General features: G+C 47.4%; 16 protein-coding genes. 5 read left to right on the top strand and 11 right to left on the bottom strand.

Annotated elements, in window-relative coordinates; translation table 11 throughout:
- The 9 genes from B2633_RS05235 to B2633_RS05195 form a co-directional block, all read right to left on the bottom strand.
- A partial coding sequence (locus B2633_RS05235; RefSeq protein ID WP_483169626.1) for a hypothetical protein occupies positions 1-243 on the bottom strand: 243 nt, incomplete at its 3' end.
- 51 nt (positions 244-294) lie between these two features.
- A complete protein-coding gene (locus B2633_RS05230) occupies positions 295-1251 on the bottom strand; it encodes a type II secretion system F family protein (RefSeq protein ID WP_483169624.1) in 957 nt (318 codons plus the stop codon).
- A 29-nt stretch (positions 1252-1280) separates the two neighbouring features.
- Positions 1281-2603 (bottom strand): TadA family conjugal transfer-associated ATPase, encoded by a 1323-nt coding sequence (locus tag B2633_RS05225; RefSeq protein ID WP_483169622.1) that lies wholly within the window; start codon positions 2601-2603, stop codon positions 1281-1283.
- 25 nt (positions 2604-2628) lie between these two features.
- Positions 2629-3792: a CpaE/TadZ family protein gene (locus B2633_RS05220; RefSeq protein ID WP_483169620.1), complete on the bottom strand. Its 1164-nt coding sequence runs from the start codon at positions 3790-3792 to the stop codon at positions 2629-2631.
- A 77-nt stretch (positions 3793-3869) separates the two neighbouring features.
- Complete coding sequence (gene cpaB / locus B2633_RS05215) at positions 3870-4586, bottom strand: Flp pilus assembly protein CpaB (protein ID WP_483169619.1); 717 nt, start codon at positions 4584-4586, stop codon at positions 3870-3872.
- 34 nt (positions 4587-4620) lie between these two features.
- Positions 4621-5616, bottom strand: coding sequence for a Tad domain-containing protein (locus B2633_RS05210; protein WP_483169617.1), 996 nt, complete (start codon positions 5614-5616; stop codon positions 4621-4623).
- Between the two features lie 22 nt (positions 5617-5638).
- Complete coding sequence (locus B2633_RS05205; RefSeq protein ID WP_483169615.1) at positions 5639-6073, bottom strand: TadE/TadG family type IV pilus assembly protein; 435 nt, start codon at positions 6071-6073, stop codon at positions 5639-5641.
- A gap of 5 nt (positions 6074-6078) precedes the next feature.
- Complete coding sequence (locus B2633_RS05200) at positions 6079-6567, bottom strand: A24 family peptidase (protein WP_483169627.1); 489 nt, start codon at positions 6565-6567, stop codon at positions 6079-6081.
- Positions 6568-6701: 134 nt separating this feature from the next.
- Positions 6702-6878: a Flp family type IVb pilin gene (locus tag B2633_RS05195; RefSeq protein ID WP_483169613.1), complete on the bottom strand. Its 177-nt coding sequence runs from the start codon at positions 6876-6878 to the stop codon at positions 6702-6704.
- A 382-nt stretch (positions 6879-7260) separates the two neighbouring features.
- Between B2633_RS05195 and B2633_RS05190 the strand changes: the two genes are divergently transcribed.
- On the top strand, positions 7261-8517 hold the full coding sequence (locus B2633_RS05190; protein ID WP_483169611.1) for an MSCRAMM family protein: 1257 nt from the start codon (positions 7261-7263) through the stop codon (positions 8515-8517).
- Positions 8518-8522: 5 nt separating this feature from the next.
- Here B2633_RS05190 and B2633_RS05185 read toward each other — a convergent pair whose 3' ends face one another.
- Positions 8523-8681: a Flp family type IVb pilin gene (locus B2633_RS05185; protein ID WP_483169609.1), complete on the bottom strand. Its 159-nt coding sequence runs from the start codon at positions 8679-8681 to the stop codon at positions 8523-8525.
- Between the two features lie 134 nt (positions 8682-8815).
- The gene (locus B2633_RS05180; protein ID WP_483169607.1) at positions 8816-9721 is read right to left on the bottom strand and encodes a YitT family protein; all 906 of its coding nucleotides are present in this window, start codon (positions 9719-9721) and stop codon (positions 8816-8818) included.
- A 115-nt stretch (positions 9722-9836) separates the two neighbouring features.
- On the opposite strand from B2633_RS05180, the gene B2633_RS05175 reads away from it, so the two are divergent.
- From B2633_RS05175 to B2633_RS05160, 4 genes are all read left to right on the top strand, one after another.
- Positions 9837-11027, top strand: coding sequence for a THUMP domain-containing class I SAM-dependent RNA methyltransferase (locus tag B2633_RS05175; protein ID WP_483169605.1), 1191 nt, complete (start codon positions 9837-9839; stop codon positions 11025-11027).
- Between the two features lie 172 nt (positions 11028-11199).
- Positions 11200-12243 (top strand): mannose-1-phosphate guanylyltransferase, encoded by a 1044-nt coding sequence (locus B2633_RS05170; RefSeq protein ID WP_483169603.1) that lies wholly within the window; start codon positions 11200-11202, stop codon positions 12241-12243.
- Positions 12244-12325: 82 nt separating this feature from the next.
- Positions 12326-13705 (top strand): phosphomannomutase/phosphoglucomutase, encoded by a 1380-nt coding sequence (locus B2633_RS05165; protein ID WP_483169601.1) that lies wholly within the window; start codon positions 12326-12328, stop codon positions 13703-13705.
- Positions 13706-13776: 71 nt separating this feature from the next.
- A complete protein-coding gene (locus B2633_RS05160) occupies positions 13777-14673 on the top strand; it encodes a glycosyltransferase (protein ID WP_483169599.1) in 897 nt (298 codons plus the stop codon).
- The last annotated feature ends 4 nt before the right edge of the window (positions 14674-14677 follow it).

Below are 14677 nucleotides of genomic sequence, written 5' to 3'. Positions count from 1 at the left end.
GGTGTTACAGGAATGCTCCTTATCGGCTTTCACCGTATAGGCGGTAAGCCTTTCATGAATGATGATCTTGTCACGGTTACGGTTCAACAGATATGCCAACACCAGAGCGGTGACCATTATTGCCAACAAACCTATCAGTATATACTCCACAACTACACCTCCGGGCTTTTCTAGAGAACTGAAATGCTTACTCATCAAGTCCGCTTCGTCCCGCGGATAAGATTCTTCACCTGAGTTATTCATATCGCCCTAAAACGCCGCAAGAACACAATTATTCAAAAATATTTTGCTACGTTAGAACTCTATATCGATGATGCGGCTGATGGCAAATGCTCCTGCTATCTCCATAACAAGGGCTGCTGCCAACATAGCCAAGCCGCGTGGATCCTGGAATAAGAAATATACATGCTCCGGGTTGATTACCAGCATGGCAGCCAACAGCACTACAGGCAATAGTCCGATAACAAGTCCCGACATCTTGCCCTGTGCGGTCAAAGTGCGCACCTGTTTTTTTATGCGGGCCCGGTCACGCATGGTGTCGCCGATATTATCCAGGATCTGGGCCAGGTTGCCGCCCACCTGTTTTTGGATGATGATCCCGCTGATGACCATGTCCATTTCCTCGCTATTTACCCGCTCACCCAGGTGCAACAGGGCTTCTTCCTGGTTGAAACCCAGGTTCATTTCCCGCAGGCACCAGTCGAATTCGATTGATATGGGAGGAGGCATTTCTCTTACCACTGTTTCCATGGCCTGCTGAAAGCCGAATCCGCCCCTGAGCGCATTGGCCATAATAACCAAGCAATCGGCCAATTGCATCTCAAAGGTCTGCAGGCGTTTACCTTTTTTAATGCCGATGTAAGTCCAGGGCAGTATCACCGCCAGGATGAACACAATCACCGCCAGCCAAAAGTTTTTACCTATAAAATAAGTAAGTAATGGAGTAATAATAATAAGCCCTAAACTGACGGTTATGTATTCCTCACCTTTCAGCGGTATGCCGGCGGTTACCAAGCGGCTCTGCAGATTGGCTGTAAATGATCGGGCGGCAAAAAGGGATGAAACCGACTTCATCATGGAACTGAACATATCCTTTAGCGAAGCCCGGTTGCTAACAGATTCAGAGTCATCCTGACCTAGTACCGATTGCAGCCTTTCTCTGTACAGATCACGATGAGAGAACTGTCTTTTTAGCCCATTAAAGGCAAAGACCACTGCAAGAAAAACAAATACAATTATTAGATATTGCACCTAACCTTGTCCTCCCCTTTCAGTAGCCTTTATGCAAAAAACTCGTCCGGGATGATAATACCAGCGGTTTTCAATTTATCCAAACATTTGGGTTTGATGCCGGTAGCCCGGTGTCGGCCCTGCACCCTGCCGCGCTCATCGATTCCGGTCTGATCAAAGATAAAGATATCCTGCAAAGTGATAATGTCGGTCTCCATCCCCACCACTTCAGTGATATGGGTTATTTTCCGGGTGCCGTCTGACATTCGGCTCTGATGGACGATAAAATCAATAGCCGAGGCGATCTGCTCCCGGATGGCTTTCATCGGCATTTCCATACCCGCCATCAAGACCATGGTTTCGAGGCGGGATAACATATCCCGCGGGGAGTTGGCGTGAGCCGTGGAAAGAGAACCGTCATGACCGGTGTTCATGGCCTGCAGCATGTCCAAGGCCTCACCGCCGCGCACCTCGCCGACCACAATGCGGTCAGGGCGCATGCGCAGGGAGTTGCGCACTAAGTCACGGATAGATACCTCACCCCGGTTGTCGATATTTGAAGGGCGGGTCTCCAGTGTCACCACATGTTCCTGGTTTAAGACCAATTCAGCCGAGTCTTCTATAGTAATGATCCTTTCATCGTGAGGAATGAAGCCGGATATTATATTTAAGGTACTGGTTTTCCCAGCGCCGGTGCCGCCTGAAACGATCATGGACATGCGGCCTTTAACACAGGCTTCCAGGAATTTGGCCATATGAGAACTCATGGTATTGTTTCTGATCAAATCGGCAGTTTTCAGTAGATTTTTGGAGAATTTGCGTATGGTCAGGACACACCCGTTAATGGCCAGGGGAGGTATTATAGCATTTACACGGGATCCATCAGGAAGTCTGGCGTCTACCATGGGCGAGCTCTCATCCAGGCGGCGTCCCAAGGGAGAGATTATTCTCTCAATAACCGTATGTAAGTGCAAATTATCCCGAAAGACGACTTTTACCTTTTCAATTTTACCGCGCCTTTCCACAAAGACCTGCTTAGGACCATTTACCATGATTTCTGATATGCTGTCGTCTCTCAATAACGGGCTCAAAGGCCCATATGCCAGGACCTCGTCGATAACCTGATTAAGAATGACTTCTCTTTCGCTGCGCGGCAGGTTGTCGTATTCACTCTCGAAAATGGTATCAGAGATGCCGCGAATCTTACTCTCAATATCTTCGCGCTTGCGGTTATTTAAGGATTCCTGCCCCATTTCGCGGATTATCTCCCGGTGTATGCGGTAAACAATATCCAGGTAGCGGGATGTGGCGGCCTCCTTGGTTATAACAGGACTTACAACCTGATCGTTTTGCAATCTGCTCAATAGTGACATTACGCATCCAACCTTACTTATTACTTTATTTAGCCTTATCGATTAGATCGAACAATTCAACAATGCTCCTGGATATGGGGGCCTTGGGGCTCATGTTGTAGAACGGCATGCCCCGGTTGATGGATGACACGGTCATCTTAAAATCGCTGGGGATAGAAGCTGCAATCTTCATGCCCAGAACCTGTTCTACATCCTGGGGTTCAAGGCCTACCGATAGTGATGACGAGCGGTTAAGAATCAATTTGGTTCGGGGCAGCAGCTTCAGAGAATCTAATACATCAATGCCTTTTTTTATGTTTTTGATGGTCGGTATATCCAGAGATATCAAAAGCAAAACCACATCCGACATTTCCAGGGCGGTGAGCGTAGTATCGTCCAGGAAGGTAGGGGTATCAAGGAAAGTATAGGTATACATCTTCCTGCACAGTTTTAGCACGGTCTCGGCTCCGAAGGAAGTTACCAGTTCACCCAGTTCAGGCTTATGGGGCGCAGCCAAAACCTTAACCCCGCTGCGCTCATAAAAGTATTCGTCGACCAGATCAGCCGTCAGTTCGCCTGATTCCTGCATCAGCTCGGCAATGGTCTTGCGCGGATTGATATTCATCATCAGGCTTATATCCCCGAACTGCAAGTCCAGATCCACCAGAGCCACCTGATCTTTGTAGCGCGTTGCAGCGGCTACTGCCAGATTGCAGGCAATAAGGCTCTTGCCAATACCGCCTTTATTTCCGAAGACAGTTATAATCTGTGAGGCCTTTAATTGCGGCTGCGCTTTACCGGGAGCGGCGGAATCCTTGCCAGGTTCAGATTGCTCTCGCAGGTTTTCAACACTGCGCCTGTAGCCCTCCGCAATATCTTTGACCGAACCGAGAAGTTCACCGGCCTCCACAGAACGCAGTATAATTTGGCGGACACCGGATTGCATGGCTCTTTTGAAGAGCTTTAAGTCTTCCTGTTCCGCTATAAGGATCACCTGGATAGGAGGGTATCTCAGCTTAAGATCAGCCGCTAGACTCAGGCTGTCAGCCTCAGCCAGGTTCTCGTCCAATATAAGTATTTCCGGGTTTGCAGTAGGCATCATCTCCAGAAGCTCACCGGCCTGCCCTGCTTCCCCAATCACATCGATGTCATGATCGCTTTCCAATATGTTTAGTAAATAACCCCGGATTTCGGGATCTGCGCTTGCCATCAGCACCCTTATGGTTTTCAAAAACTTCACCTCTCGTATCCATACTCATCTATAATAATGACCTATTGATTATTTAACTAAGGTTGTATAAAGTTGTTCATTCTGAAGGGAGGCAGGACATATTGGGAATCGTCCACCGGAGATCTGAGCAGCAACCTGATCTCGCCCCGTTCAGTGGCTAGAACCAGAGGACGGGCTTGATCAGGGCTTACTGCCAGTGTTAGTGTTTTAGCCGCACCGCCATTTTTTTGATCAGCAGCGGCTCCTTTTGCTCCAACTGACAAGACTTCAATATCCTGCAGCACAAATAAAGCGGCGGAGGAGGCACCTCCAGCCGGATCGGTTATATCAAGTGTAGCCATAACGTCGACATGGTCTCCGGCCTGCACATTAAAGGAAACCGCTGAAGTCTCATCAATACTTATGGCAACTGCACGTTTATTTAAAGGAACTTTATAAGCCAGGCGGCCAACTTTTTCTTTTTCGCCCACCAATTTCTCCTTAATTATTTCCTCACCGGCAGCTATATCGGTTGTAGAAATCTTGCCTACCACTTGAGCTGTATCCCGAACCCCGTTGGGATGGGCATATTGAGCGGGCACTTCTGCGGTCATAAGCTGTTCCAGCCTGATCACTTCATCCGCCGCTATGGGTTGAGCAGCCTTAACTACCGTCACCAGATCGTCGGGGCGGTATTGCTCCTCCACCTGCTGCAGGAAAACGTAAAATAAAGCCGCAGCAATTAAGCCACACAGAATCGAAATAAACCAGTACTTTTTTACTCCTTTAAACAAACCTTCCTGCTCCCTTCGCTACACTATTTTATAGTTACTCGCATAATTCGGTGGCATAAACCCCAAAATCTTCGGCACTATCGTCAATATAGGCATTTGAAGCCGCAATATGCTGTAAGAATTCCCCTCTAAACGCCTGGTTCGCATCTTCTTCCCACCGCTCTACCAATAACAAGGCTGCAAAACCTGTCACGGTAAATCTCCCGGTAGCACCACCGCCATCATCTTTATACCCGATTGGAACATATACAATTTTCCTGCAACCTAAGACATAGCCATCAATCCCGCATTCCGGATCATGGGTGCAGCCATTCAGCCTCTCACTCATTGCCTCGCGGATACCCTCGGCGTGTTTGTTACCAGGAACAACGGGCAACACCTGCCCGATGCTTACAGGGTTCTCACTTCCATATTGTATTCCTGGGACGATATCTTTCGTAATATTCTTTCCGTCTATATTGACATAACCATACCATCCGGTATCTCCGCCACCACCGCCCTCTTTAATTACAAAGCTGGGATTACTTCCTTCGGTAAATGGGGGCATCTCACTTTCGTCAATCCCTATAGGGATAACCCCATTGCCCGGCCCAAATCCACCGACATTGCCAACTCGGGCTTTAGCGGCAGCCTTAACCTCGGCTTCATCAAATCCAGGTCCAAGCACACGAGCAAATAAAAAATCTTGTGTCCCTGTATATTTCAATTTGATCGAAGTATGTTTGCCGGAATCATTGGGATCATCTGGAATAAACTCCACATAGTTAGGGTCAAAACCATTTTTAACAATGTATTGACTAGCCAAATTCCAAGAATCGTACTCATATGGGTCATCATGGTATTCAGGAAGTTCGCTTACCCCTGCCAGAACAGCAGCATCCATGACATTCGATGCCTTCATGCGTTCTGCATATACTACCCCGGCATCAATAACCAGGGCCATACAGCCTAACAATACTACCAGGGCCAAAGCTACCAGCACCATTACTGCTCCCGAATCATCCTTTAGCAAGTTTTTAATTCTTATCATTTAATACTCCCTTCGAACCTATCTATGTCTTTTCAATGCGCATTACATATTTGGCCGGTAAGGAGACCGAATTTCCAATGATTCCACTAATAATGGGGGTGATAAGATTATAGTTGTAGTTAACTATTACAGTAAGGGAGTCTCCTACTTTGCGATTAGTATAATTGTCCGGCATTGTGTCGTTAACCCAGGTTTCAACTGTTATCTTTTCTGTGTCTAATAAAAAAGCACGGTCCTCATCCTTAATATAATTTTCTATAGCCACTTTGTCAGCCCCTACCACTCCAGCTCGGACACCATCCCGAGCCAAGTCATGGATTAACATATACGACCCCAGCATGAATCCAAACTCTATAATACCAAAGAACATTAACAGCAAAAGAGGCATCATTATGGCCATTTCCACCATGCTCTGGGCTTTTTTAGAATGGAATAGTTTTCTGACAATCTTTTTCATAAATTTCACCACTTTATAAAATAAGCGCTTACCGCTCCCAGGGCGATTGCCAAAGCGTAGGGAAAACTTATTCCGGAGTTGTTTGTTTTTATGGTCTTCTGCAATTTCTGCATCTTGAACAAATGCAGAATCATACCTGTCCATAGACCTCGCAAAGTCTTCCCTAATTTCCCTTTATTGATCAACAGGATAACAGCAATCAGTCCGCCCCACAAAGCCATGGCGATAAAGGTGTGGAAGGCAAACAAGTATCCTTTGAAGGCACCAACCACACCCAGCAGTTTGACGTCTCCGGCTCCCATGCCCCTCAGTGCGAAAGGTATAAAAAGCAGGGCTATTCCGGCGGCAAGTCCTTGCAAAGAGAATAGAACCCCCGGCATGCCACTGGTATAAAAGTTACATACCAAACCGAGTATTAATCCAGACAATATTAAACCATTTGGTATACGCTTTTCCCGCTGATCAAATACAACGGCAGGTATTAAGAGCGCCAACAATACAAAATCGCTCCAGACAAAATCAATATAATTAATAATAACAAGTCTCCTTAAAGCCCCTGTTAAAGACTCCGGTTATGCCCTGCATCAAGGCAAGGCATAACCCAGAATCAAAACCTCTGATAAATGAATTATGGTGTTTCTGTCTCTATCGTAGTCCCAATGTCTTCAGCTTTATCGCTAATTTGATTACCCAATACTCTGAAGCCAACAATACATACTAATGCGACGAAAACCAAAATCAGCGCATACTCAGCCATACCCTGTCCTTCTTCTTCAAGGACCAGTCTTTTCAGGGTGTTCAGCATCCTTTCACCTCCTCTGCAAAAAAATACAACTATAGCTTTATTTTCCCACATCATCAAAACTCTGCCTAGCCGAATTTTGTAATATTAGGGCGGTATTTACCGGACCCTGAGGCAAAAATCGGCTCGGCTACAGCGGAGGTAATAGAAGAGGGAAAATAAGGCAGTCAACCCATTATTAATATCGTAATAAAATTGACTACTCCAATATAGGACAAAGGATTCATTTTATCGCATGTTTCTACAATAATTAGTCATTTTACCTGATAAAAGCACAATAATCTCATCGATATTGCCATATATTGCAGTTTAAAGTTATTATAGGAATATGGAATAAATGGCTGCAAGCTAATTTTTTCCCGAAATCTGGGAGGGTCCGGCTTTTATGAGAAAAGAAGTGGTTAAATGCCTGCTATTGGCTTTATTGATGTTTTGCATTTTGACTATCGCTGGTTGTGCAAAGCCTCAACCCAAAGAACAAATTATCCAGGGCTATGCACTGGCCTTCGCGGAATTGGGCACCCTGCCTATGAGCAGGATCGACCTGACATATTCTGCTGATGCGGCGTCTCTAGCGAATAAGACTTTCGATTTAGGCATTTATCAGGGCGGCTCCCGAATCGCAAACACGGTGATGAAAAACGGGGATAAATTCCAGAAGGATCTGGAACCGGGCAGCTATCAGGTCAAAGTTGAAAACCCGGAAAACTATTATTTCGTTTACCTACCCGCTGAAACAGTTGAACTGGAGCAAGGCATCGGCCAGGTCTATGCTATGGTGGTCAACTCCAAAAACAGCACCGATACCTCGCAGCCGGTGAAGTGGGAGGTTTGTTATACTGAAGCAGGCAGTCCGGCCGGCAACACGCCTTTAACAGGCGGTGAGATCCCCGCCCTCAAACCCGGAGAGATGTTCACTCTGCGCTACAACCCGGAGCAAAACCCCAACCCCAAAGCAGGCAACTATATGTTCAGACTGATCAATCCGGCCAGTGATATTAACCAGAAGGAATGCTGGAGCGGAGCGGTGTATTGTATTGGGCCTATCAAACCTACCAACATATCGGTTAACCTCTTGCCTAACCCGGGCAAGCTGGTGGTGGGTATAAAAACTACCGGAGCCGCCCCGGCAGGTGCGGTCTATGAGTTTGTAGTCAATGATGTTGATAATAACCGGGAAGTGAGCCGCAACAGCTTAAGGGCTGGGGAGAGTATCGCCGTATCCCTGCCGCCGGGAACTTATCAGGTGACGGAATCCCAAAACGGCGGGGCCTTATCTTACAGCAAATCCATCGAAGGGAATATATCTATAGCTTCCGGGCAAAGCGTTTATCTGACTATAAACAACCGTTTCCCGGCGCCGGTGAAAGGCACGCTGCAGATAACTAAAAATGTGGAAGGACCGGCTCCGCAAGGAACTGCCTTTGAGATTAACATCAGCGGGGCTAACGGCAGTATAAGACGCAGCATACAAGCCGGGCAGACCATATCGGTGGAACTGGCTCCGGGAACTTATGAAGTAACCGAAACCAACAGTGGAGGAGCAGCCCAGGTGAGAAAGTCCCCTCAGGGCGGCATTGCCGTTTACTCCGGCCAAAACAGTGGAATAGTCATTACTAATGTTTATTCCGTTTACCCTTAATGCTTCTAAAAACTGCCGCCGATAGTATTGACTTTGGTATTAAGAGCCTGACCGAGAAATTGATAGCCTACCATGGCAACAATAGCTATGAACATACAGATCATGACATACTCGGCCATGCCCTGCCCTTCTTCCTCATGTATCAGACGATTAATTATATCCATCACAGATGCCTCCCTCACACCAAAGATATATTACTTTAATTAACATCGTAAAAAATCGACATTTACATTAATTCAAATGATCTCCTTATTTTAGCGCCCCAAGTAACCGGATTATGCCGATAAGTATTTTACTCTCAATACTCGCTCCTGGCTTTAAAGCCCCGGCCATAAACTTCTATGCTATTGGTAATAATCATAAAGGCGGATTCATCTATGGCAAAGACCATCTCTTTCAAGCGCGGCAATTGCATTCTGCCTACAGTCACCAGGATTAGCATCTCATTCTGTCCGGAGTAAGCGCCCTGGGCGGGCAGATAAGTACAGCCGCGGTGTAAATGGTGCAGAATGGCGTAGGCGATTTCCTCATAATGAGGAGAAATAATCAAAGTGGTCTCCGTTACGCCGAGCCCGGCTTCGACCTGATCTATGACCTGGGATGAAACGAAAATAGCGATGGCGGAATACATGGCTACACTGATATCGATTACCAGTGCCAACAACCCTACTACAAAAATATTCAAGACCAATGAGGTTTGCCCAATATTGAATCCCCACAACCGCTTCACAATAATGGCTATGATATCAGTTCCACCCGAGGAGGCTTTGCTGCGAAAAATAATCCCCAATCCCAATCCGCTCAATACACCGCCTAATAAGGCCGAAAGCAGCGGATCCCCGATTAGGAAGGGGAAATATTTGAACACATACAGAAATCCCGCCAGAGCCAAAACCCCTAACAAGCTATAGATGGTAAAACGGGAACTGATGAAACGATACCCGGCCAGAAATATGGGTATGTTCAATAGCAGGATCCAAATCCCCACCTCGATTCCGGTGGAATAGCGCAATAGGATAGCGAGCCCGGTCACGCCGCCAGTCAGCAGATTAGCCGGCACTAATATGCATTGAATCCCCGCCGCCGCAATGAGCGAGCCGATTACAATTCCCAGTAAGTCCTGCCAGGTGATGCGTTCTATCCATTTGCTGAAGTTAGGCCGCTGCAAAGCTATCTTCATGGAAGCCTCCTTAATAAATACCATAATTAGTTTATCCTCGATACTACACATTTTAAGCAGCATATTCAAGCCTGGTTTTTTGGCCTGCCTGCAAAATATAGTACAATAGTATAAATTGACCTCAGGGTGGAATTTATTTATGCAGGATATACGCTATATCGCCACTGCGGCCTTTGGCCTGGAAGCGATTGTGGCTTACGAATTAAAACAACTGGGATATACCGAAGTAAAGGTAGAAAACGGGCGGGTTGCTTTTCTCGCCGGAGCAGATGCGGCGGCGCGCTGCAACCTGTGGCTGCGCAGCGCGGATCGCTTGCTTATAGAGGTAGGGCGCTTTTCAGCCCGCAGCTTCGATGAGCTGTTTGAAGGCACCCGGGCTTTGCCCTGGCAGGACTGGCTTCCCAAAAACGCCCGTTTCCCGGTAAACGGCAAAACCATCAAATCTCAGCTCTATAGCGTGTCTGATTGTCAGGCGATAGTAAAAAAGGCCACCGTGGAAAAACTCAAACAATCCTACCCGCAGAAATGGTTTGCTGAAGACGGTCCGCTTTATCAGCTGGAGGTTTCCATATTAGAAGACAATGTGAGCATCACCATGGATTGCAGTGGAGCGGGACTGCATAAACGCGGTTATCGCAAAGAACAGGGGGAAGCCCCGCTCAAAGAGACCCTGGCGGCTGCCATGGTTTCCTTGAGCCGCTGGAAAAAAGACAGACCCCTCATAGATCCTTTTTGCGGATCAGGCACTATCGCAATTGAGGCGGCCATGATAGCCTGCAACATCGCTCCGGGGTTGCGGCGCAGTTTCGATGCCGAACACTGGCCGCAATTCAGCCCCAGGATATGGTCTGAGGCCCGGCAGGAAGCTCTGGACAGCGTGAAGATTTATAATGATTTGGGCATTGAGGGTTTTGACATCGATCGCAGTTGCATCAAGCTGGCCAGGTCTAACGCGTTGCGAGCCGGGATAGCAAAACAGATCAGCTTTAGAACCGGGGCGGTCCGGGAGCTTAAGTCCCCATTCCACTACGGATACCTGATCTGCAACCCGCCTTATGGGGAGAGGCTGCTTGATGACAAGCAGATTAAAAGCGTTTACCAGGATCTGGCCAAAGCATGGGCCCAATTGAATACCTGGTCAGCCTATATATTGACCCCGTATCAAGGCCTGGAAAAGGTTATGGGCCGGAAAGCCGATAAACGCAGGAAACTGTTTAACGGGCGCATTCCTTGCACTTTTTACCAATTTTACGGGCCTAGGCCCGAACAAATAAAAGGGCCTTTTGCTATGCAAATGGATCAAAGCCAAAAAGTTTTTACACCCCGGTGAGGGATAGCAATCGCCTTACTTGCAGCTGAATGTGCAATAGACTTGCAATTGCCGCATACTGCAATGAATAACTGAATCAATATGTCAATAAAAGGAGAAAATAAACCAATACTCTTTGGGGATAGGTATCATTTGGCATCCATGACAAAACTCTAGACTGTTGGAGGTTATCATGATAGCAGCGATCTTGGCAGGCGGCCGGGGCGTACGCCTGTGGCCGGAAAGCCGCAACCAACATCCCAAGCAATTCTGCAAATTGGTGGGCAATAAATCTATGCTCGATCATACCATCGATCGTCTCAAACAAGCCGGTTGCACTAAAATCATCATCATTACCGGCGATGATTTGCTGGCTTCAATCAACCGGCTGGTCAACAGCCGTGAGGATCGGGATCAAATAGAAGTGATGAGTGAACCCGAAGGAAAAAATACCGCACCAGCGGTTGGTATGGTTTTATCGCAGTATGCCCAGAAAAGCGATGAAGTTCTGGGCATATTTCCGGCCGATCATCATATACTGAACGAGCATGTGTTCAGCGACAGCCTTAAGAAGGCCAGACAGGCTGCAGCCAGCGGTCACATCGTAACCATCGGCATTCAGCCCGACCGTCCGGAAACCGGATACGGCTACATCGAAAAAACAAAATGGGAGGTAGGCAATATCGGAGAGGTTTATCAGGTCAACGCCTTTTATGAGAAACCCGATGCCGAACTGGCCCAAACTTACATACAAACCGGCCGCTTTATGTGGAATGCAGGTATTTATGTAGGTAGGATCGGGGTCCTGATAGACGAATTTCGCAAGCACCTGCCGGAAATCCATGCGGCGGCCAGTAATGGATATGACTATTATAAGCGGTCTTACGGCGAGCTGCCTAACATCAGTCTTGATCACGGAATCGCAGAGAAATCGGATCGCATGGCTGTGGTTCCGGCCGATATGGGCTGGTGTGATTTGGGCAGCTGGAACGCCCTCTCGGAAATACATCCTACTGACGGGCAAGAAAATGTCTGCGAAGGCCACGACATAATCGCCATGGACAGCCAGCGCTGTATTATCAAACAGACCGAGAAAACTATCGTCTTGTTCGGAGCCCAAGACCTGGTAGTGGTGGAAACGGATGATGTGATAATGGTGGCGGATCGCAACAAGTGCCAGAATATCCGCGACCTCACCGAAGTGCTGAAGAGCATGGGCCGCGAAGACCTATTATAAACCGGGCCTTGGACAGCATAATCCGATTTTTGCAGTTCATACGCCATTCCCTTTATTCGCTATAAGTTGAGGAGGTATTATCATGAAAAACATTTTCAGACAGTATGATATACGCGGTGTAGTAGGCCGGGATTTGGACAACCAAACCATGGATCAGATAAGCCGGGCTTTTGCGGCTATGGCCAAACAAAAAGGCTATGATACTGTTCTGGTGGGCCGGGATAACCGCAGCTCCTCGCCGCAGTTTCGTGATACCGTGGTTAACGCCCTGCAGGATTCAGGCTGCCATGTCATAGATTTGGGACTGGTCATCACTCCCATATTTTACTTTGCGGCCCGCTATCTGAACATTCCGGCCGGGATGATGATCACCGCCAGCCATAATGGAGGCGAATATAACGGCTGTAAGCTGCTCTTGGGCGAATCCACCATTTACGGTGAACAGATTCAGGAAATAAGGCGTATGGTCGAAAGCCAGAATTTTATCGAGGGCGCCAGGGGCAGCCTCAAATATGTGGACATCGCTGAAACCTATCGTAACAATATCAGGGAGCGCATTAAGATGGGCGCCAAAAGATTAAAGATCGTGGTGGACTGCGGCAACGGCGCCGCAGGTTTGTTTGCCCCCGAGGTATTCCGCAGCCTGGGCTGTGAAGTAATCGAACTCTACTGTGAATCCGATCCCAGCTTCCCCCATCACCATCCCGACCCGGTTAATCCCGACAATATGGTCGATCTGATTAAAGTTGTACAAGAGCATCAAGCCGATTTAGGAATCGGTATAGATGGAGACGGCGACCGTCTGGGAGTTGTGGACAGTTCCGGCAATATGATCTGGGGCGACCTCTTAATGATATTGTTCTGGCGGGACATCTTGCCCCGCTATCCCGATCTTCCCTGCATAGTAGAAGTCAAATGCTCACAGAGCTTAATCGATGAGATTGTCAAACTAGGGGGGGAGCCCTTGATATACAAAACCGGCCATTCGCTGATCAAGGCAAAAATGAAGGAAAGCGGAGCTATTTTCACCGGGGAAATGTCAGGTCACATGTTCTTCGCCGATGAGTATTATGGTTTTGATGACGCACTTTATGCAGGAGCCCGCCTTCTGGCTTTATTGTCCAAAAACGATGCCGATATTACGGAAATGCTGGCCGACATCAATATTTACTACGCCACACCGGAGATTCGCGTGTCAAGCAGTGATGATGAAAAATTTCAAATAGTAGAAGAAGTCAAAGCCTACTTTAAAGATAAATATCCCATCAATGACATTGACGGCGCGCGGGTCATGTTTCCGCATGGCTGGGCACTGGTCAGGGCCTCAAATACCGGTCCGGAGTTGATTGTACGCTGTGAAGGCAAGACCCCGGAGTATTTGGAACAAATCAAAGCTGAGCTTTTCGCCTGTTTACAGAAATTGGGTTTAGAAGTAAATTCACTCCAGGCCTGCCAGGTATAAATCTTCGGATTCTCAGGGAAGACTTACATTAATGTACCTGTTTATCAAGGTGACGACAAGGAGTGAATAATGTGAATTTTTTAAATGTGGGAACATATCCCCCTAAACAGTGCGGGATTGCTACCTTCTCCATGGATCTAAGAGAGAGCCTGCTTTTCAATGGGCATCAAGTGACAGTATTGTCTGTTTCCGATAATTCTTATGACTACGACTATCCTCCCGAAGTACTGTTCAACCTCAGACAGGATCAGTTGGCAGAGTACTCACGGGCCGCCGCTTTTATCAATTCTCATCCCAGAATAGATATGGTAATCATACAGCATGAATACGGAATATATGGGGGTTCAGACGGTGATTACATTATTGATCTGGTAAAAAATCTGCACAAACCGTATATCCTGATCTGCCATACCGTATTGCCCCACCCCTCCAGCCATCAAAAGCATATATTGGATATGCTCTGCTATCACGCCAGCGGTATTGTTGCCATGACCAGGCATTCTGCGGGTCTTCTGACCGATCTCTATGAGGCGCCGGGCGATCTCATCAAAGTGATTGCCCACGGGGTTCCGAATTTCAAGAAGCAGGATGCACGGATTCTCAAGCGCAAATACCATTTGGAAGGCCGGGATATCATCAGCACCTTTGGGTTAATCGGCCCAGGCAAAGGATTGGAATTGGGTATCCAGGCCTTTGCCCGTATAGCTCCGGATTTCCCCAATGCCAGATATCTGATCCTGGGTCAGACCCACCCCATGCTGGTAAAAAATGAAGGCGAAAAATACCGCAACATGCTGGAAAACCTGGTTGGAGAACTTAATTTAGATGATAAAGTGATATTTGTAAATAAATTTTTGAATGATGAAGAACTGGGGCAATATCTTTACCTCACCGATGTGTATTTGAGTCCATATCCCAACCGCGATCAGGCGGTCAGCGGGACTATGGCCTCAAATACACATCGGTGAGGTA

Source organism: Syntrophomonas sp. UBA1041, from assembly GCF_002316705.1.
Taxonomy (GTDB): Bacteria; Bacillota; Syntrophomonadia; order Syntrophomonadales; family Syntrophomonadaceae; genus DTU019.
Note: the sequence above shows the minus strand (reverse complement) of the source record. Positions and strands in the feature narration are given on the sequence as shown.

Excerpts from the sequence above, each read along its gene's own strand:
- B2633_RS05220 (WP_483169620.1), bottom strand. The coding sequence starts at position 3,792 with ATGGCAAGCGCAGATCCCGAAATCCGGGGTTATTTACTAAACATATTG.
- B2633_RS05165 (WP_483169601.1), top strand. The coding sequence starts at position 12,326 with ATGAAAAACATTTTCAGACAGTATGATATACGCGGTGTAGTAGGCCGG.
- B2633_RS05180 (WP_483169607.1), bottom strand. The coding sequence starts at position 9,721 with ATGGTATTTATTAAGGAGGCTTCCATGAAGATAGCTTTGCAGCGGCCT.
- B2633_RS05175 (WP_483169605.1), top strand. The coding sequence starts at position 9,837 with ATGCAGGATATACGCTATATCGCCACTGCGGCCTTTGGCCTGGAAGCG.
- B2633_RS05225 (WP_483169622.1), bottom strand. The coding sequence starts at position 2,603 with ATGTCACTATTGAGCAGATTGCAAAACGATCAGGTTGTAAGTCCTGTT.
- B2633_RS05185 (WP_483169609.1), bottom strand. The coding sequence starts at position 8,681 with ATGGATATAATTAATCGTCTGATACATGAGGAAGAAGGGCAGGGCATG.
- B2633_RS05205 (WP_483169615.1), bottom strand. The coding sequence starts at position 6,073 with ATGAAAAAGATTGTCAGAAAACTATTCCATTCTAAAAAAGCCCAGAGC.
- B2633_RS05190 (WP_483169611.1), top strand. The coding sequence starts at position 7,261 with ATGAGAAAAGAAGTGGTTAAATGCCTGCTATTGGCTTTATTGATGTTT.
- B2633_RS05170 (WP_483169603.1), top strand. The coding sequence starts at position 11,200 with ATGATAGCAGCGATCTTGGCAGGCGGCCGGGGCGTACGCCTGTGGCCG.
- B2633_RS05195 (WP_483169613.1), bottom strand. The coding sequence starts at position 6,878 with ATGCTGAACACCCTGAAAAGACTGGTCCTTGAAGAAGAAGGACAGGGT.
- B2633_RS05210 (WP_483169617.1), bottom strand. The coding sequence starts at position 5,616 with ATGATAAGAATTAAAAACTTGCTAAAGGATGATTCGGGAGCAGTAATG.